Here is a 13,757-nt window from a genome sequence, read left to right as displayed (position 1 = left end):
ACGCGCGCAACGGGTGGCGCGCGCCGCACATGCTTTTAGGCCAGCACGGCCTTGGCCGTCTCGACGACGTGTTCGACGGTGAAGCCGAAGTACTTGAACAGCACGCCGGCCGGCGCCGATTCGCCGAACGTGTCGATCCCGACGACGCCGCCTTCGAGGCCGACGTACTTGTGCCAGAAGCTCGTCACGCCCGCTTCGATCGCGACGCGGCGCACGCCGTGCGGCAGCACGCGTTCGCGGTATTCGGCGTCCTGGCGGTCGAACACGTTGGTCGACGGCATCGACACGACGCGCGCCGCGATGCCCTGCTGCGCGAGCGGCTCGACGGCCTTCATCGCGAGTTCGACTTCCGAGCCCGTCGCGATCAGGATGATCTTGCGCGCGACGATCTCTTCATCCCAGTCCTTCAGCACGTAACCGCCCTTCTCGATGTTGGCGATCTGCGCATCGGTACGCGGGTTGAACGCGAGGTTCTGGCGGCTGAAGATCAGGCTCGACGGGCGGTCGGCGGCGACCGCGTGGGTCCACGCGACGGCCGTCTCGACCGTGTCGGCCGGACGCCAGACGTCGTGGTTCGGGATCAGGCGCAGGCTCGACACGTGCTCGATCGACTGGTGCGTCGGGCCGTCTTCGCCGAGGCCGATCGAATCGTGCGTGAACACGAAGATCGACGGCACCTTCATCAGCGCGGCCACGCGCAGCGCGTTGCGGCTGTAGTCGGAGAACGTCAGGAACGTGCCGCCGAACGGCTTGTGGCCGCCGTGCAGCGCGAGGCCGTTGATCGCGGCGCTCATGCCGAATTCGCGCACGCCGTAGTTGATGTGGTTGCCGAGCAGCACGCCCGCGCCTTCCGGATTCGCGCGCACCGCCTTCGACGCCTTCCAGTTGGTCAGGTTCGAGCCGGTCAGGTCGGCCGAGCCGCCGAGCAGCTCGGGCAGCGCGGCGGCGAGCCCTTCGATCGCCTGCTGCGACGCCTTGCGGGTCGCGACCGTCTCGGCGCGCTCGTTCGCGCCGGCGATGATAGCGGCAGCCTTCTCGGCCCAGTCGGCCGGCAGCTTGTTGGCCATCCGGCGCTCGAATTCGGCGGCTTCTGCCGGGAACTTCGCGCGATAGGCGGCGAACGTCGCGTCCCATTCGGACTCCGCGCGCTTGCCGGCTTCCTTCGCGTCCCATGCCGCATAGACTTCCTGCGGAATCACGAACGGCTCCCAGGTCCAGCCGAGCGCCGCGCGCGTCTTCGCGATTTCTTCCGCGCCGAGCGCCGCGCCGTGCACGTCGTGGCCGCCGGCCTTCGTGGCCGCGCCCTTGCCGATCACCGTCTTGCAGCAGATCAGCGTCGGCTTGTCCGACAGCTTCGCCTTCGCGATGGCTGCGTCGACCGCGTCGACGTCGTGGCCGTTCACGTTCGGGATCACGTTCCAGCCGTACGCTTCGAAGCGCTTCGGCGTGTCGTCGTGGAACCAGTTCACGACGTCGCCGTCGATCGAGATGCCGTTGTCGTCGTACAGCGCGATCAGCTTGTTCAGCTTCAGCGTGCCCGCGAGCGAGCAGGCTTCGTGCGAGATGCCTTCCATCAGGCAGCCGTCGCCGAGGAACACGTACGTGTGGTGATCGACGATCTTCGCGCCGTCACGATTGAACTCGTCGGCCATCAGCGCTTCGCCGAGCGCCATGCCGACCGCGTTCGCGAGACCCTGGCCGAGCGGGCCGGTGGTCGTCTCGACGCCCGGCGTGATCCCGTATTCCGGGTGGCCCGGCGTCTTCGAGTGCAGCTGGCGGAAGTTCTTCAGCTCTTCGATCGGCAGGTCGTAGCCGGTCAGGTGCAGCAGCGAGTACAGCAGCATCGAGCCATGACCGTTCGACAGCACGAAACGGTCGCGGTCGGCCCAGTGCGGGTTCGTCGGGTTGTGCTTCAGATGGCGCGACCACAGCGCGACGCCGATTTCGGCCATGCCCATCGGCATGCCGGGGTGGCCGGAGTTCGCTTGCTGGACGGCGTCCATCGCGAGCGCACGGATCGCGTTGGCCATCAGGGTGGTGGAGGCGGGAGACGAAGTCGTCATGTCGAGTCCGGAGAACGAGTCGAGGAAACGGGGGCACGGCGGCATCCGGAAGCTCGAGCGTCAATCGTTCCCGGCGCGCGGTGCGGCGCCTGACGGACGCGAAGCGGACGGAGCCAACGGACGGGGCTGCAAAGCTCGTCATTTTAACAGATGGGCCGACATTTCCCTTGTCGGCGCATAGTGTTCCGGCACGGTTTTCCGTCAAACCGCCCGCCTCCTATAATTCAGGCGTCGGAACTCCCTGCCCCAGCGGCCCGCCCGTGAGCACCACCCTTCTCTTTCACCCGACGCCCGACGCCACCTACGGCTTCCCGAATGCGCGGCGGCTCGCGCACGTCGCATCCGCGCACCAGCAGATCGAGGTCTGGGAAACGCCGCAGCTCGGCCGGCTGTTTACGCTGGACGGCCGGCCGATGACGTCGGTCGGCGACGAGTTCGTCTATCACGAGTGCATGACGCACCCGGCCGCGCTCGCGCATCCGTGCCCGAGGAAGGCGCTCGTGCTCGGCGGCGGCGACGGCGGCGCCGCCCGCCAGTTGCTCAAGCACGCGTGCATCGAGCGGATCGTGATCGCCGAACTCGACGACGAGGTGGTCGGGATGGCGCGCCGCTATCTCGACGACGTGCACCAGGGCGCGCTCGACGACCCGCGCGTCGAGGTCGTGATCGGCGACGCCGCGCATTTCGTCGAATCGACGGTCGAACATTTCGATCTCGTCGTGTTCGACCTCACGCCGCCCGATTCGCCGGCGGCCGGCCTCTATACGCGTGCGTTCTACGCGCGGCTCAAGCGGATCCTCACGCGCTGCGGCGCGATCTCGATGCATCTCGGCTCGCCGGTGTTCCATGCCGCGCGCATCGCCGCGCTGCTCGACGACCTGCGCGCGAGCTTCGCGGTCGTCGATCTGCTGTCCGCGCACGTGCCGCTGTACGGCTCGCAGTGGCTGATGGCGATCGCGAGCGACACGCTCGATGCGGCCGCGCTGTTCGCGCACGACGTCGACGACCGGCTCGCGGCCCGCCGCGTCGGCGGCTTGCGCTATTACGATGCGCGGCTGCATGCGTCCCTCTTTACCCTGCCGCGCGCGCTGCGCGATACACTGGGCGTTCGCCGCTGAACATCCGGACGGCCGCAACGTTCCATTGTTCCAGCATGAGACCGGCGCAGGCGCCGACGCGCCGACACCGTGCAACAGGAGATTTTCATGACCGATCCACGTCCGGCCAACGTGCCTTGGTTGACGCCCTACCTGGCCGTACGCAACGCGCGCACGGCCATCGAGTTCTTCAAGGCCGCATTCGGCTTCACCGTACGCGACGTGCACGACGAGGACGGCGCGATCATGCACGTCGAGATGGCCTATCGCGGCCAGTTGATCGTGATGTTCGCGCCCGAAGGCGCGTTCGGTTCGCCCGCGCTCACGCCGAAGCGCGCGAACGCCACCGCGCCGCAATCGTTCTATCTGTATGTCGACGACGTCGACGCCACCTGGCAGCGCGCGCTCGATGCGGGCGCGAAATCGCTGAGCGCGCCGCAGGACCAGTTCTGGGGCGACCGGTTCGCGCAGATCGAGGATCTCGACGGCTACCGCTGGGCGCTCGGGTGCCGTCTCGACGCATGACCGAAACCGCCACACGCATGAATGAAGCCACCACCACCGCGGCCGTGCCGCGCTTTTTCGTCGACGCCGCGCTGCGCGCCGACGCCACGCTCGCCTTGCCGGCCGACGTCGCGCGCCACGTGCAGGTGCTGCGCCTGCAGCCGGGCGACGTGCTCGCGTTGTTCGACGGCACGGGCGGCCAGTACCGCGCACGACTCGTCGAGCTCGACAAGCGCAGCGCGCTCGCGCAGATCGATACGTTCGAGCCCGTCGAGGCCGAGCCGCCCTATCGCGTGACGCTCGCGCAGGGGATCGCCGGCGGCGACAAGATGGACTGGGTGATCGAGAAGGCCGTCGAGCTCGGCGTCGCGGCGCTCGTACCGCTGTCGACCGCGCGCGGGGTCGTGAAGCTGTCCGGCGAACGGGCGGACAAGCGCGTCGCGCACTGGCGCGGCGTCGTGCGCGCGTCGTGCGAGCAATGCGGACGCAACCGCGTGCCCGACGTCGTGCCGGTCGCCGGGTTCAACGCGTGGCTCGATGCGCTGCCGGCCGCGCCGGCCGACGGCGAACTGCGGCTGCTGCTGTCCCCGCGCGCGAGCATCCCGTTCGCGTCGCTGCCCGACGCGCCGCCCGCGGCGGCCGTCACGCTGCTGATCGGGCCCGAAGGCGGGCTGTCGCCCGACGAGGAAAATGCGGCCCGCGCGCGCGGGTTCACCGCGCTGTCGCTCGGGCCGCGTGTGCTGCGCACCGAGACGGCCGGCGCGGCCGTGCTCGCGGCGCTGGCGGCGCGCTGGGGCGGGTGGTGACGCGCGTCAGCGCGTCGCGCCATGCAGCCGAGCGCGAATCGCACACGCAAAAAAGCCCGCTCGAAGCGGGCTTGTTACCGAATCGCCGAATCGGCCGCGCGGGCCGACCGGGCGCTTACGCGAACGAGTAGAACACGCGGAACGCGACCTTGCGCTCGGCCCAGAATTCGGCCGCCTCGCGGAACACGTCGAGCAGCGTTTCGCGCCCTTCCTTGTCGAATTTCTGCGCGATCGGCAGCCCTTCCAGGACGATCACGAAGCCGGGCTGCGCGCCGGCCTTCGCGACCAGGTCGGTGAGGCAGTCGTACAGCGCGTCGTAGTTCTTCCCGAAATGCTTCGGAAACAGGAACGAGGTCGCGATCGTTTCCATGACTTCCTGCTTCGACTGCGCGGCGCCGCAATACGCATACAGGAAATGCTGGCCGAGCCGACCGGCTTCGTCGGCGAGATCCTGCACGCGGAACGCGCGGATCGACTGCACGAGATTGGGTCGCACGGTCGTGAAAAGGCTCATAGGCTCCTCGTTCGATGAAAGCCCGGGCTCGGCTTCCTGTTGCTCCGGCGTGCCGCCGGCCTGCGCCGCCGCGTGCAGCTGAATCACACGCTGAAACAGATTGCCGTCGCCGGCCGCGAACAGTTCCGCCGCCGCCGTATCGTGCGCGTAGATGGAGTCGCTCATGCCATTCGTCCCGAAGTCATTCAACAATACGTTTAAAACTGTTGTAGTGGTCGCCCGTGTAATAACAGTTGTCGATCCGGCGCAACGGCCCGCCACAGACGATCCGGCGCGCGCCGCGATTGCGCGCACGCGGCGTCGGCACCGTGTACTCATGGTAGTAGCCGCGCTTCGCCTTCGGCAGGATCCGCTCGCGATTGCCGAACACCACGCCGTCTTTCTCGTACGGATAGGGGCCGCCGGCGCCGATCAGGCCCAGCGTGGTCACGGCCTCGCGCGGAAGACGGGCGGTCGGGATCGTATCGAGCCCGCTCGCGGCCACGTCGGCCGGAACGGCCTCCCGTGCGTAAGCGGCGGAAACCAGACTGCCCGTCGGCGTGCCGACGATACCCATCGCGAACATCGCGAAGACGGACGCGAGCGCGCCGTTGCGGAGCCACTTGCGTGCCATGAACCAGGGTTCCCGCTGTTAAATCAAGTAGTTGACGACCAACAAAGGCGTTAGCGTAGCGTTATTGGCCGCGCGAATCAATGTCCGTTTGGGAATCGAAAGCCCCGCGACACCCGTTATTCCGTATTTCTTACCGAAATTACACTACATTTATCTTACATGAGATAAAATGCGGGCGGCATCGCTCGTATGGCAAGACCCTGCCTCCTTGCCGCACTCTATTACCCGGGGTGGAGCGATGCTGCTGTTGCTTATGGGAAGCGCGGTTGCGCCCTGCCCGCGGCGTGCCCATTGCGGGCACGCCTCTTTTTGCCTTTGTTTACATTTCGCCCGACGCACGGCACCGGGTCGACCGGCACCGCGAGGTTGTTTCGGCTCAGCGCGCGGCGTTGACGTCGGCGACCAGCAGCGCCGCCATGTTGACGATGCGACGAACGGTCGCCGATTCGGTCAGCACGTGCACCGGCTCCGCGGCGCCCAACAGGATCGGCCCGATCGCGATGTTGTTGCCCGCGGCCGTCTTCAGCAGGTTGTATGCGATGTTCGCGGCGTCGATGTTCGGCAGGATCAGCAGGTTCGCGTCGCCTTCGAGCGTCGATTCCGGCAGGATTTCCTTGCGCAACGCCGCATCGAGCGCGACGTCGCCGTGCATTTCGCCGTCCACCTTCAGCTCCGGCGCGGTTTCCTGCAGGATCGCGAGCGTATCGCGCATCTTCTTCGCCGAAGGGGCATTGCTCGTGCCGAAATTCGAATGCGACAGCAGCGCGACCTTCGGTTCGATGCCGAAGCGGCGCACTTCTTCCGCGGCCATGATCGTGATCTCGGCCAGCTCCTCCGGGGTCGGATCGACGTTCACGTGCGTATCGACGAGGAAGATCTGGCGGCCCGGCAGCACGAGGCCGTTCATCGCCGCGTACACGCTGCAGCCCGGACGCTTGCCGATCACCTGGTCGATGAAGTGCAGGTGGCGGTGCGTGGTGCTGATCGTGCCGCAGATCATCCCGTCCGCTTCGCCCTTCTTCACCAGCATCGAGCCGATCAGCGTCGTGCGGCGACGCATTTCGACGCGCGCGAGCTGCTCGCTGATGCCCTTGCGCGCCATCATCTTGTGGTACGTCTGCCAGAAGTCGCGGTAGCGCTCGTCGTGCTCAGTGTTGACGACCGTGAAATCGGTGCCGGGCGTGAGGCGCAGGCCGTAGCGCTGGATACGATGCTCGATCACCGACGGGCGGCCGATCAGGATCGGCTTCGCGAGTTTTTCGTCGACGATGATCTGAACGGCGCGCAGCACGCGCTCTTCTTCGCCTTCCGCGAACACGACGCGCTTCTTCTCTTCCGGCGCGGCGCGCGCGATCTGGAAGATCGGCTTCATCGTCGTGCCGCTGTGATACACGAACTGCTGCAGATGGACGCGGTACGCCTCCATGTCCTCGATCGGGCGCGTCGCGACACCGCCGTCCATCGCGGCCTGCGCGACGGCCGGCGCGATCTTCACGATCAGGCGCGGATCGAACGGCTTCGGAATCAGGTATTCGGGCCCGAACGACAGATCCTGGATACCGTACGCGGTCGCGACGATGTCGCTCTGCTCGTGCTGCGCGAGTTCGGCGATCGCATTGACGGCCGCGATCTCCATTTCACGCGTGATCGTCGTCGCGCCGACGTCGAGCGCGCCGCGGAAGATGAACGGGAAACACAGGACGTTATTGACCTGATTCGGGTAGTCGGTGCGGCCGGTGGCCAGCACCGCGTCCGGGCGCACTTCGAGCGCGAGTTCCGGCAGGATTTCCGGCGTCGGGTTCGCGAGCGCGAGGATCAGCGGGCGCTCGGCCATGCCCTTCACCATCTCCTGCTTCAGCACGCCCGCGGCCGACAGGCCGAGGAAGATGTCCGCGCCGTCGATCACTTCGGCCAGCGTGCGGGCGTCGGTTTCGCGCGCGAAACGCTCCTTGTCCGGATCCATCAGCTCGGTGCGGCCCTTGTAGACCACGCCGGCCAGGTCGGTCACCGTGATGTTCTCGAGCGGCAGGCCGATGTCGACCAGCAGGTCGAGACACGCGAGCGCGGCCGCGCCCGCGCCGGACGCCACGAGCTTGACCTTCTTGATGTCCTTGCCGACGACCTTCAGGCCGTTCGTGACGGCCGCGGCCACGACGATCGCGGTGCCGTGCTGGTCGTCGTGGAACACCGGGATCTTCATCCGCTTGCGCGCTTCGCGCTCGACGATGAAGCAGTCCGGCGCCTTGATGTCTTCGAGGTTGATCCCGCCGAAGGTCGGCTCCAGCGCGGCGATCACGTCGACGAGCTTGTGCGGGTCCGACTCGTTCAGCTCGATGTCGAACACGTCGATGCCCGCGAACTTCTTGAACAGCACGGCCTTGCCTTCCATCACCGGCTTCGACGCGAGCGGGCCGATGTTGCCGAGACCGAGCACCGCCGTGCCGTTCGTCACGACGCCGACCAGGTTGCTGCGCGCGGTGAAGCGCGCCGCGTTCAGCGGATTCTCGACGATCTCCTCGCACGCGAACGCCACGCCCGGCGAATACGCGAGCGCGAGGTCGCGCTGGTTGATCATCTGCTTGGTCGGGGCGATCGCGATTTTGCCGGGGGTCGGAAATTCGTGATAGTCGAGCGCGGCTTCGCGGAGCTTGGCTTTGGAGGAGGCTTGGGTGGACATGTGTCTCTTGACGGGCGGATTAGAATAACTGTTCGACGGCATTGTAGCGCCAATCATTGGCCGCCAGACCGGCGATTCGGGTGCGACGGCCGCGACAAAAATGGTCTGGATGGTGCAGAAGCGCCGCCGCCCGCCTCGTACAATGCCGTTCCTTCAATCGTTTCGGATCGCCCGCCGTGCCAGCCGCCCTCTCCGAGTTCTCGCTGATCGAACGCTTCTTCACGCGCCGCGCCGCGCAGGGCGCCCGCGCGTCGACGCTCGGCATCGGCGACGATTGCGCGCTGATCGCGCCCCGATCCGGGAAATTGCTGGCCATTTCGACGGACATGCTGGTGGAGGGCCGCCACTTCTTCCCCGATGTCGCGCCGGACGCGCTCGGCCACAAGACGCTCGCGGTCAATCTGTCGGACCTCGCCGCGATGGGCGCCGCGCCGCGCGCCTTCACGCTCGCATGCGCGCTGCCGCGCGCCGACGCGGCGTGGCTCGAGGCGTTCAGCAACGGCCTGTTCGCGCTGGCCGAACGATACGGCTGCGAACTGATCGGCGGCGACACGACGAGCGGGCCGCTGAACCTGTGCGTGACCGTGTTCGGCGAAGTCGCGCCCGACGCGGCGCTGCGGCGCGATGCCGCGCGCGAAGGCGACGACGTGTGGGTGTCCGGCACGCTCGGCGATGCGCGCGCGGGGCTCGGCGTCGCTCGCGGCGAATGGACGGCCGGCGTGGATGAGGCCGCCGCATTCCGGCGCGCGCTCGAGCGTCCGGAGCCGCGCGTCGCGCTGGGGCTCGCGCTCGCGGGCGTCGCGCACGCGGCGCTCGATCTCTCCGACGGCCTCGCCGGCGATCTCCAGCACATCCTGACGCGCTCGAACGTGCGCGCCGAGATCGACGCCGACGCGGTGCCGCGCTCGGCCGCGCTCGCGACGCTGCCGGCCGACGTGCAGCGCCGCTGCACGCTGGCCGGCGGCGACGACTACGAACTGTGCTTCACGGCGCCGGTGGCGGCCCGCGCGGCGGTCGAAGCGGCGGGCGCCGCGGCCGGCGTGCCGGTCACGCGAATCGGTACAATACACGCGTTGTCCGCGCCGTCGGCGCAACCCGCCATCGCGTGGCGCGACGCCGCCGGCGCGCCCCTCGCTCTCACGTTGCACGGTTTCGACCACTTCCATGCAGACTGATCCGACGCCCGCGCACGCCGCGGCCGAGCCCGGCGCCGCGCCGCCCGCGCCGACCCGCACGACGGCCCGCTTCATGCTGTCGCACCCCGCGCATATCGTGTCGCTAGGCTTCGGCAGCGGGCTCGCGCCGATCATGCCCGGCACGTTCGGCTCGCTGTTCGGCTGGCTCACGTTCGTCGTGCTCAATCGCTACCTGACGGTGCCCGAATGGTGGGCCCTGATCGCCGTCGGCTTCGTGGCGGGCACCTGGATCACCGGTTTCACCGCGAAGAAGGCCGGCGTGTCCGACCCGGGCGCCGTCGTCTGGGACGAGATCGTCGCGATCTGGCTCGTGATGCTGTTCGTCACGCCCGCGACCTTCGTCGGCCAGCTGTGGGCGTTCGTCGCGTTCCGCTTCTTCGACATGCTGAAGCCGCCGCCGATCCGCTACTTCGACCGCCGCCTGAAAGGCGGGCTCGGCATCATGGTCGACGACCTCGTCGCCGCGTTCATGACGCTGCTGGTGATCGCGCTGTGGCGCTCGGTCGCCGGCTGACCGATTTCCCGACTTCCGTTTCCCGACGCGCATGCCAACCGATTCCGTCGTCCATCAGCTTGCGATCCGCGCAGGCAACAAGCTGCGTGACGAGCACCTGACGCTCGCCACCGCCGAATCCTGCACCGGCGGCATGATCGCCGCGGCGATCACCGACATTTCCGGCAGCAGCCAGTGGTTCGAGCGCGGCTTCGTCACGTACTCGAACCAGGCCAAGATCGAGATGATCGGCGTGCCGTCCGACCTGATCGACAAGCACGGCGCGGTCAGCGAACCCGTCGCGCGCGCGATGGCCGAAGGCGCGCTGCGCAACAGCCGCGCGCAGGTCGCGCTGTCCGTCACCGGCATCGCGGGCCCCGGTGGCGGCAGCGAGAAGAAGCCGGTCGGCACCGTATCGTTCGGCTGGAGCAACCGGCTGCATACCGACGTCGAAACGCTGGTGTTCAAGGGCGACCGCGAACAGATCCGCACGCAGGCGGCCGCGCATGCGCTGCGCGGGCTGCTGAAGCTGCTCGACGAACGCGAACGCTGATCGGGCCGGGCGCGCGTGCCGCGCCCTTCCTGCTCGCTTACTGAATCGCGTCGGGCTTCACGACGATCCAGTTCTTGTCCGCCGTCACCGGCAGCCCGAGCGCCTTCTGCTTCGCGGCCGATTCGTCCGACCACGCGCGGATCTGCGTCATCTGCTTGTCCTTCTTGTTGACCCACACGCGCACGCCGCCGCGCGCGACGTCGGTCGCGTTCAGCAGCATGTAGCCGTCGGACGTCGGCGTGTCGCCCGCGACGAGCACCGGCTTCTTCCACTGGTCGATCCAGCCGACGATCGAACCGAGCTTGCCTTCGTACCACGTCATCGGGTTCATCAGGAACGGCGTGATCACGAGATTGCGGTTCGCGGCCTCGTCGTACTTGCCGGCCTTGATCTGCAGCCGCGACGTCGTCAGCGCGCCGGTCGCCGGGTTGCGCAGCAGCGTCGTCACGCCGATCACGTTCTGCGGCTTCACGTTGTAGCCGTACTTCGGGTCGGCCAGCACGAGCCGCGCGAGTTCCTCGTGCGCGGCCGTCATCACGTAGACGTCGATGCCGTTCTCGCGCAGCGCGTTGTACAGCTCCTGCATTCCGCGAAAGAAGCGCGGCGGGTTCACCGTGCCGTCGACGACCTTGTCGCCCTGCCAGTAGCGGATCGGGATCGGCTTGCCGTCGGCGAGCATCGCGTCGATGTGGCGCTTCAGGTCGGCGAGCGACTGCCCGGCGAACGCCTGCGCGATCCACGGATAGCAGACCAGATCGTCGATCTCGCACAGCCGGTAGTAGTAGCTCGTCAGCGATTCCTTGTAGTCGGCGGAATCCTTGAACGGGATCAGCTTCAGCGACGGGTCGAGCGAATCGCGCGTCAGCACGCCGCGGTTCTCGAGATACGGCAGCAGCGCTTCCTCGAGGTCGTAGCGGTAGGTCGTGTTGTCGGCGTCGAACACCGCGTAGTCGCCGCGGTTCGCGTGCGCGGCGATCATCGCGTTCAGCGCCTTCGCGCTGTCGGCGGGCCAGTGCGACAGGTCGGCCGCATGGGCGAACGTCATGCACAGCGACGCGGCGAACGCGCTCAGAAGACGGCGGGACAGCTTGGGCATGGCGTCGCTCCTTTTCTTGACATTTTTGTGACGAATCGATGACAAACGGCAGCATGGCGCGACTAAATTGCGCACGTGCGGTACGGAAGCGACGGGAAATTGTTCGCGTGCGCCAGGACGGCGACCACGCGACAAAAGCGCGCGGCCCGCGGACGCGGGCGCGGCGATCGAAGGCCGCCCGGCGTGGGCGGCCCGTATTTCAGCGATGCGCGTTGATCGTGTCGCGCGTCTTCTGCGCGGCGAGCGCCGCGGCTTCGGCGAAATCCTCGCCTTTGCTCGCGTACAGGATCGCACGCGACGAGTTGATCATCATCCCCGTGCCGTCGGCCGTGCGGCCCGCGTTGACGGTCGCCTGCACGTCGCCGCCCTGCGCGCCGATGCCCGGGATCAAGAGCGGCATGTCGCCGACGATCCCGCGCACGATCTCGATTTCCTTCGGGAACGTCGCGCCGACCACGAGGCCGAGCTGGCCGTTCTTCGCATTCCACTTGTTCGCCGCGAGATCGGCGACGACCTGGTACAGCGGCCGCCCGTTCGTATCGAGGAACTGCAGGTCCGAGCCGCCCGGGTTCGACGTGCGGCACAGCACGATCACGCCCTTGCCTTCATGCTCGAAGTACGGCTCGACCGAGTCGTAGCCCATGTACGGGTTCACCGTGACGGCGTCCGCGCGATAGCGCTCGAACGCTTCGCGCGCGTACTGCTCGGCCGTGCTGCCGATGTCGCCGCGCTTCGCGTCGAGGATCACGGGCAGGCCCGGATGCTGGAGATGGATATGCGCGATCAGCCGCTCGAGCTGGTCTTCCGCGCGATGCGCGGCGAAGTACGCGATCTGCGGCTTGAACGCGCTCGCGTACGGCGCGGTCGCGTCGACGATCTGCCGGCAGAATTCGAAGATCGCGTCGGGCTGGCCGTCGAACTGCACGGGAAAGCGCGACGGCTCGGGATCGAGGCCGACGCACAGCAGCGAATTCGTGCGCTGCCACGCGGCGCGCAGCGATTCAATGAAAGTAAGCGGGGAAGACATGGCGGGTACTCGCGGCAAACCGTTGGTAGACCGCGTATTTTACCCGTGTCGCCGGCGTCCCCCGCGCGTCGCGGCATTGCTGCGCGCATCGGTGCGCCCGACGGTAAACGCGAAACGCCGCGTGAGCCGCTCGCCGGGCGCGAGCAGCGTCATTCCGTGCGCGGTCGCGCCGCCCGGCAGGTTCACCGCATTGATCGGATGATCGACCGGCTCGAAGCAGAAGAAATCCTCGCCCGGCGGCGTATAGAGCACGTACGCGTCGGCGTCGGCCGCGACGGTCAACGACAGCCGACGGCGCGGCCAGCTCACCGTCGCGTGGCCGCCCCAGCCGGTGAACGCGTGATTGACGAGCGCGGCCGGCAGCGGATACGCGACCCCGAACTGCCAGGCCGGCGGCACGCTGACGTGCCGCACCGGCAGGAAATCGGCGCCCGACAACCACAGCCCGCCCGCCGCCGCGGCCAGCTCCGTCACCGCATCGCGCACGAGGAACGGATGCACGCCGAGCCCGAACGGCAGCCGCGCGCGGCCCGCGTTCTCGATCGTCAGCGCGATCGACAGCGTCGCGTCGTCGAGTTCGAACGACTGGATCGCGCGGAACGCGTACGGCGCGCCGGCGGCGCGGTCGAGCGACAGTTGCAGCGACGTGTCGGTCGCCTCGTCCACCTGCCACGGCGCGAGCCAGCCGTCGCCGTGGATCGGCAGCGGCTCGTCGCGGCGGTTGCGCGGCACCGCGACCTTGCGCCCGTCGCATTCGAAGCGTCCGTCGCCGATCCGGTTCGAGTACGGCAGCAGCGGATAGCACGCGAGCTCGTTCGGGTCCGTCGCCGTCTCCGGGTGTTCGCAACGGCGGAACACCGGCATCAGCACGCCGTTGTCGCCGCGCCAGTCGAAGCGCGCGATGCCGCCGCCGAGGTGCGGCAGCACGTCGAGCCGCAGCGACGCGTTCGACAGCGTGACGACCGCCGCGGGCGCGGCGCCGACGCCCTGCGCGAACACGGCCGTCTGCGGGCCGGGGCTGACCGGCTGGGCGGCGGCGGCCAGGCGCGCGCGGCGCGACTGGCTGGCGGACGACGATGCGCGCGAGGACGTGGCGGTCATGGTGAGCTCCTTTCCTT

Annotated in this window: 13 protein-coding genes; 6 read left to right on the top strand and 7 right to left on the bottom strand. The window is 68.1% G+C overall.

The annotated features are described in order from the left end of the window. Positions 1–35 precede the first annotated feature (35 nt). Complete coding sequence (gene tkt / locus CFB81_RS02845) at positions 36–2,108, bottom strand: transketolase (protein WP_069616774.1); 2,073 nt, start codon at positions 2,106–2,108, stop codon at positions 36–38. A gap of 215 nt (positions 2,109–2,323) precedes the next feature. On the opposite strand from tkt, the gene speE reads away from it, so the two are divergent. The 3 genes from speE (at position 2,324) to CFB81_RS02830 (ending at position 4,470) form a co-directional block, all read left to right on the top strand. Further along, positions 2,324–3,181 (top strand): polyamine aminopropyltransferase, encoded by an 858-nt coding sequence (gene speE / locus CFB81_RS02840; RefSeq protein WP_069616775.1) that lies wholly within the window; start codon positions 2,324–2,326, stop codon positions 3,179–3,181. A gap of 87 nt (positions 3,182–3,268) precedes the next feature. Further along, on the top strand, positions 3,269–3,685 hold the full coding sequence (locus tag CFB81_RS02835) for a glyoxalase/bleomycin resistance/extradiol dioxygenase family protein (protein WP_089434531.1): 417 nt from the start codon (positions 3,269–3,271) through the stop codon (positions 3,683–3,685). 17 nt (positions 3,686–3,702) lie between these two features. Next, positions 3,703–4,470, top strand: coding sequence for a 16S rRNA (uracil(1498)-N(3))-methyltransferase (locus CFB81_RS02830; RefSeq protein WP_089435310.1), 768 nt, complete (start codon positions 3,703–3,705; stop codon positions 4,468–4,470). Between the two features lie 115 nt (positions 4,471–4,585). Here the strand turns inward: CFB81_RS02830 and CFB81_RS02825 are convergent, their stop codons facing one another. The 3 genes from CFB81_RS02825 to CFB81_RS02815 all read right to left on the bottom strand — a co-directional run bounded on the left by CFB81_RS02825 (position 4,586) and on the right by CFB81_RS02815 (position 8,316). Further along, positions 4,586–5,149 carry a barstar family protein gene (locus CFB81_RS02825; RefSeq protein ID WP_006476945.1) on the bottom strand — a complete coding sequence of 188 codons (564 nt, stop codon included), beginning with the start codon at positions 5,147–5,149 and terminating at the stop codon, positions 4,586–4,588. Positions 5,150–5,165: 16 nt separating this feature from the next. Beyond that, positions 5,166–5,597 (bottom strand): ribonuclease domain-containing protein, encoded by a 432-nt coding sequence (locus tag CFB81_RS02820; RefSeq protein ID WP_031398890.1) that lies wholly within the window; start codon positions 5,595–5,597, stop codon positions 5,166–5,168. A 376-nt stretch (positions 5,598–5,973) separates the two neighbouring features. Further along, complete coding sequence (locus CFB81_RS02815) at positions 5,974–8,316, bottom strand: NADP-dependent malic enzyme (protein WP_282983324.1); 2,343 nt, start codon at positions 8,314–8,316, stop codon at positions 5,974–5,976. A 134-nt stretch (positions 8,317–8,450) separates the two neighbouring features. Between CFB81_RS02815 and thiL the strand changes: the two genes are divergently transcribed. Genes thiL through CFB81_RS02795 form a run of 3 tightly spaced genes read left to right on the top strand, consistent with a single transcriptional unit; the run spans position 8,451 to position 10,516 of the window. Further along, positions 8,451–9,449, top strand: a complete 999-nt coding sequence (thiL, locus tag CFB81_RS02805) for a thiamine-phosphate kinase (RefSeq protein ID WP_089434529.1) — start codon at positions 8,451–8,453, stop codon at positions 9,447–9,449. Next, complete coding sequence (locus CFB81_RS02800; protein WP_089434528.1) at positions 9,439–9,984, top strand: phosphatidylglycerophosphatase A; 546 nt, start codon at positions 9,439–9,441, stop codon at positions 9,982–9,984. Before thiL ends, CFB81_RS02800 begins: the two co-directional genes overlap by 11 nt. 31 nt (positions 9,985–10,015) lie before the next feature. Then, entirely contained in the window at positions 10,016–10,516 is a 501-nt protein-coding gene (locus CFB81_RS02795; RefSeq protein ID WP_069616781.1) for a CinA family protein, read from the top strand. Positions 10,517–10,553: 37 nt separating this feature from the next. Here the strand turns inward: CFB81_RS02795 and CFB81_RS02790 are convergent, their stop codons facing one another. The 3 genes from CFB81_RS02790 to CFB81_RS02780 all read right to left on the bottom strand — a co-directional run bounded on the left by CFB81_RS02790 (position 10,554) and on the right by CFB81_RS02780 (position 13,740). Next, positions 10,554–11,612, bottom strand: coding sequence for a phosphorylcholine phosphatase (locus tag CFB81_RS02790; protein ID WP_089434527.1), 1,059 nt, complete (start codon positions 11,610–11,612; stop codon positions 10,554–10,556). A gap of 199 nt (positions 11,613–11,811) precedes the next feature. Continuing rightward, positions 11,812–12,639: an orotidine-5'-phosphate decarboxylase gene (gene pyrF, locus CFB81_RS02785; protein WP_006483119.1), complete on the bottom strand. Its 828-nt coding sequence runs from the start codon at positions 12,637–12,639 to the stop codon at positions 11,812–11,814. A 39-nt stretch (positions 12,640–12,678) separates the two neighbouring features. Continuing rightward, a complete protein-coding gene (locus CFB81_RS02780; protein ID WP_069616783.1) occupies positions 12,679–13,740 on the bottom strand; it encodes an aldose 1-epimerase in 1,062 nt (353 codons plus the stop codon). Between the last annotated feature and the right edge of the window lie 17 nt (positions 13,741–13,757).

This window comes from Burkholderia sp. AU28863 (assembly GCF_002223195.1).
Lineage (GTDB): Bacteria > Pseudomonadota > Gammaproteobacteria > Burkholderiales > Burkholderiaceae > Burkholderia > Burkholderia sola.
This window is presented reverse-complemented; position numbering and strand designations above follow the sequence as displayed.

What these genes read in the sequence shown, in the direction of transcription:
- tkt (WP_069616774.1), bottom strand. Translation starts at nt 2,108, where the DNA reads ATGCCGCCGTGCCCCCGTTTCCTCGACTCGTTCTCCGGACTCGACATG.
- CFB81_RS02835 (WP_089434531.1), top strand. Translation starts at nt 3,269, where the DNA reads ATGACCGATCCACGTCCGGCCAACGTGCCTTGGTTGACGCCCTACCTG.
- CFB81_RS02830 (WP_089435310.1), top strand. Translation starts at nt 3,703, where the DNA reads ATGAATGAAGCCACCACCACCGCGGCCGTGCCGCGCTTTTTCGTCGAC.
- CFB81_RS02825 (WP_006476945.1), bottom strand. Translation starts at nt 5,149, where the DNA reads ATGAGCGACTCCATCTACGCGCACGATACGGCGGCGGCGGAACTGTTC.
- CFB81_RS02820 (WP_031398890.1), bottom strand. Translation starts at nt 5,597, where the DNA reads ATGGCACGCAAGTGGCTCCGCAACGGCGCGCTCGCGTCCGTCTTCGCG.
- CFB81_RS02815 (WP_282983324.1), bottom strand. Translation starts at nt 8,316, where the DNA reads ATGCCGTCGAACAGTTATTCTAATCCGCCCGTCAAGAGACACATGTCC.
- CFB81_RS02800 (WP_089434528.1), top strand. Translation starts at nt 9,439, where the DNA reads ATGCAGACTGATCCGACGCCCGCGCACGCCGCGGCCGAGCCCGGCGCC.
- CFB81_RS02795 (WP_069616781.1), top strand. Translation starts at nt 10,016, where the DNA reads ATGCCAACCGATTCCGTCGTCCATCAGCTTGCGATCCGCGCAGGCAAC.
- CFB81_RS02790 (WP_089434527.1), bottom strand. Translation starts at nt 11,612, where the DNA reads ATGCCCAAGCTGTCCCGCCGTCTTCTGAGCGCGTTCGCCGCGTCGCTG.
- pyrF (WP_006483119.1), bottom strand. Translation starts at nt 12,639, where the DNA reads ATGTCTTCCCCGCTTACTTTCATTGAATCGCTGCGCGCCGCGTGGCAG.
- CFB81_RS02780 (WP_069616783.1), bottom strand. Translation starts at nt 13,740, where the DNA reads ATGACCGCCACGTCCTCGCGCGCATCGTCGTCCGCCAGCCAGTCGCGC.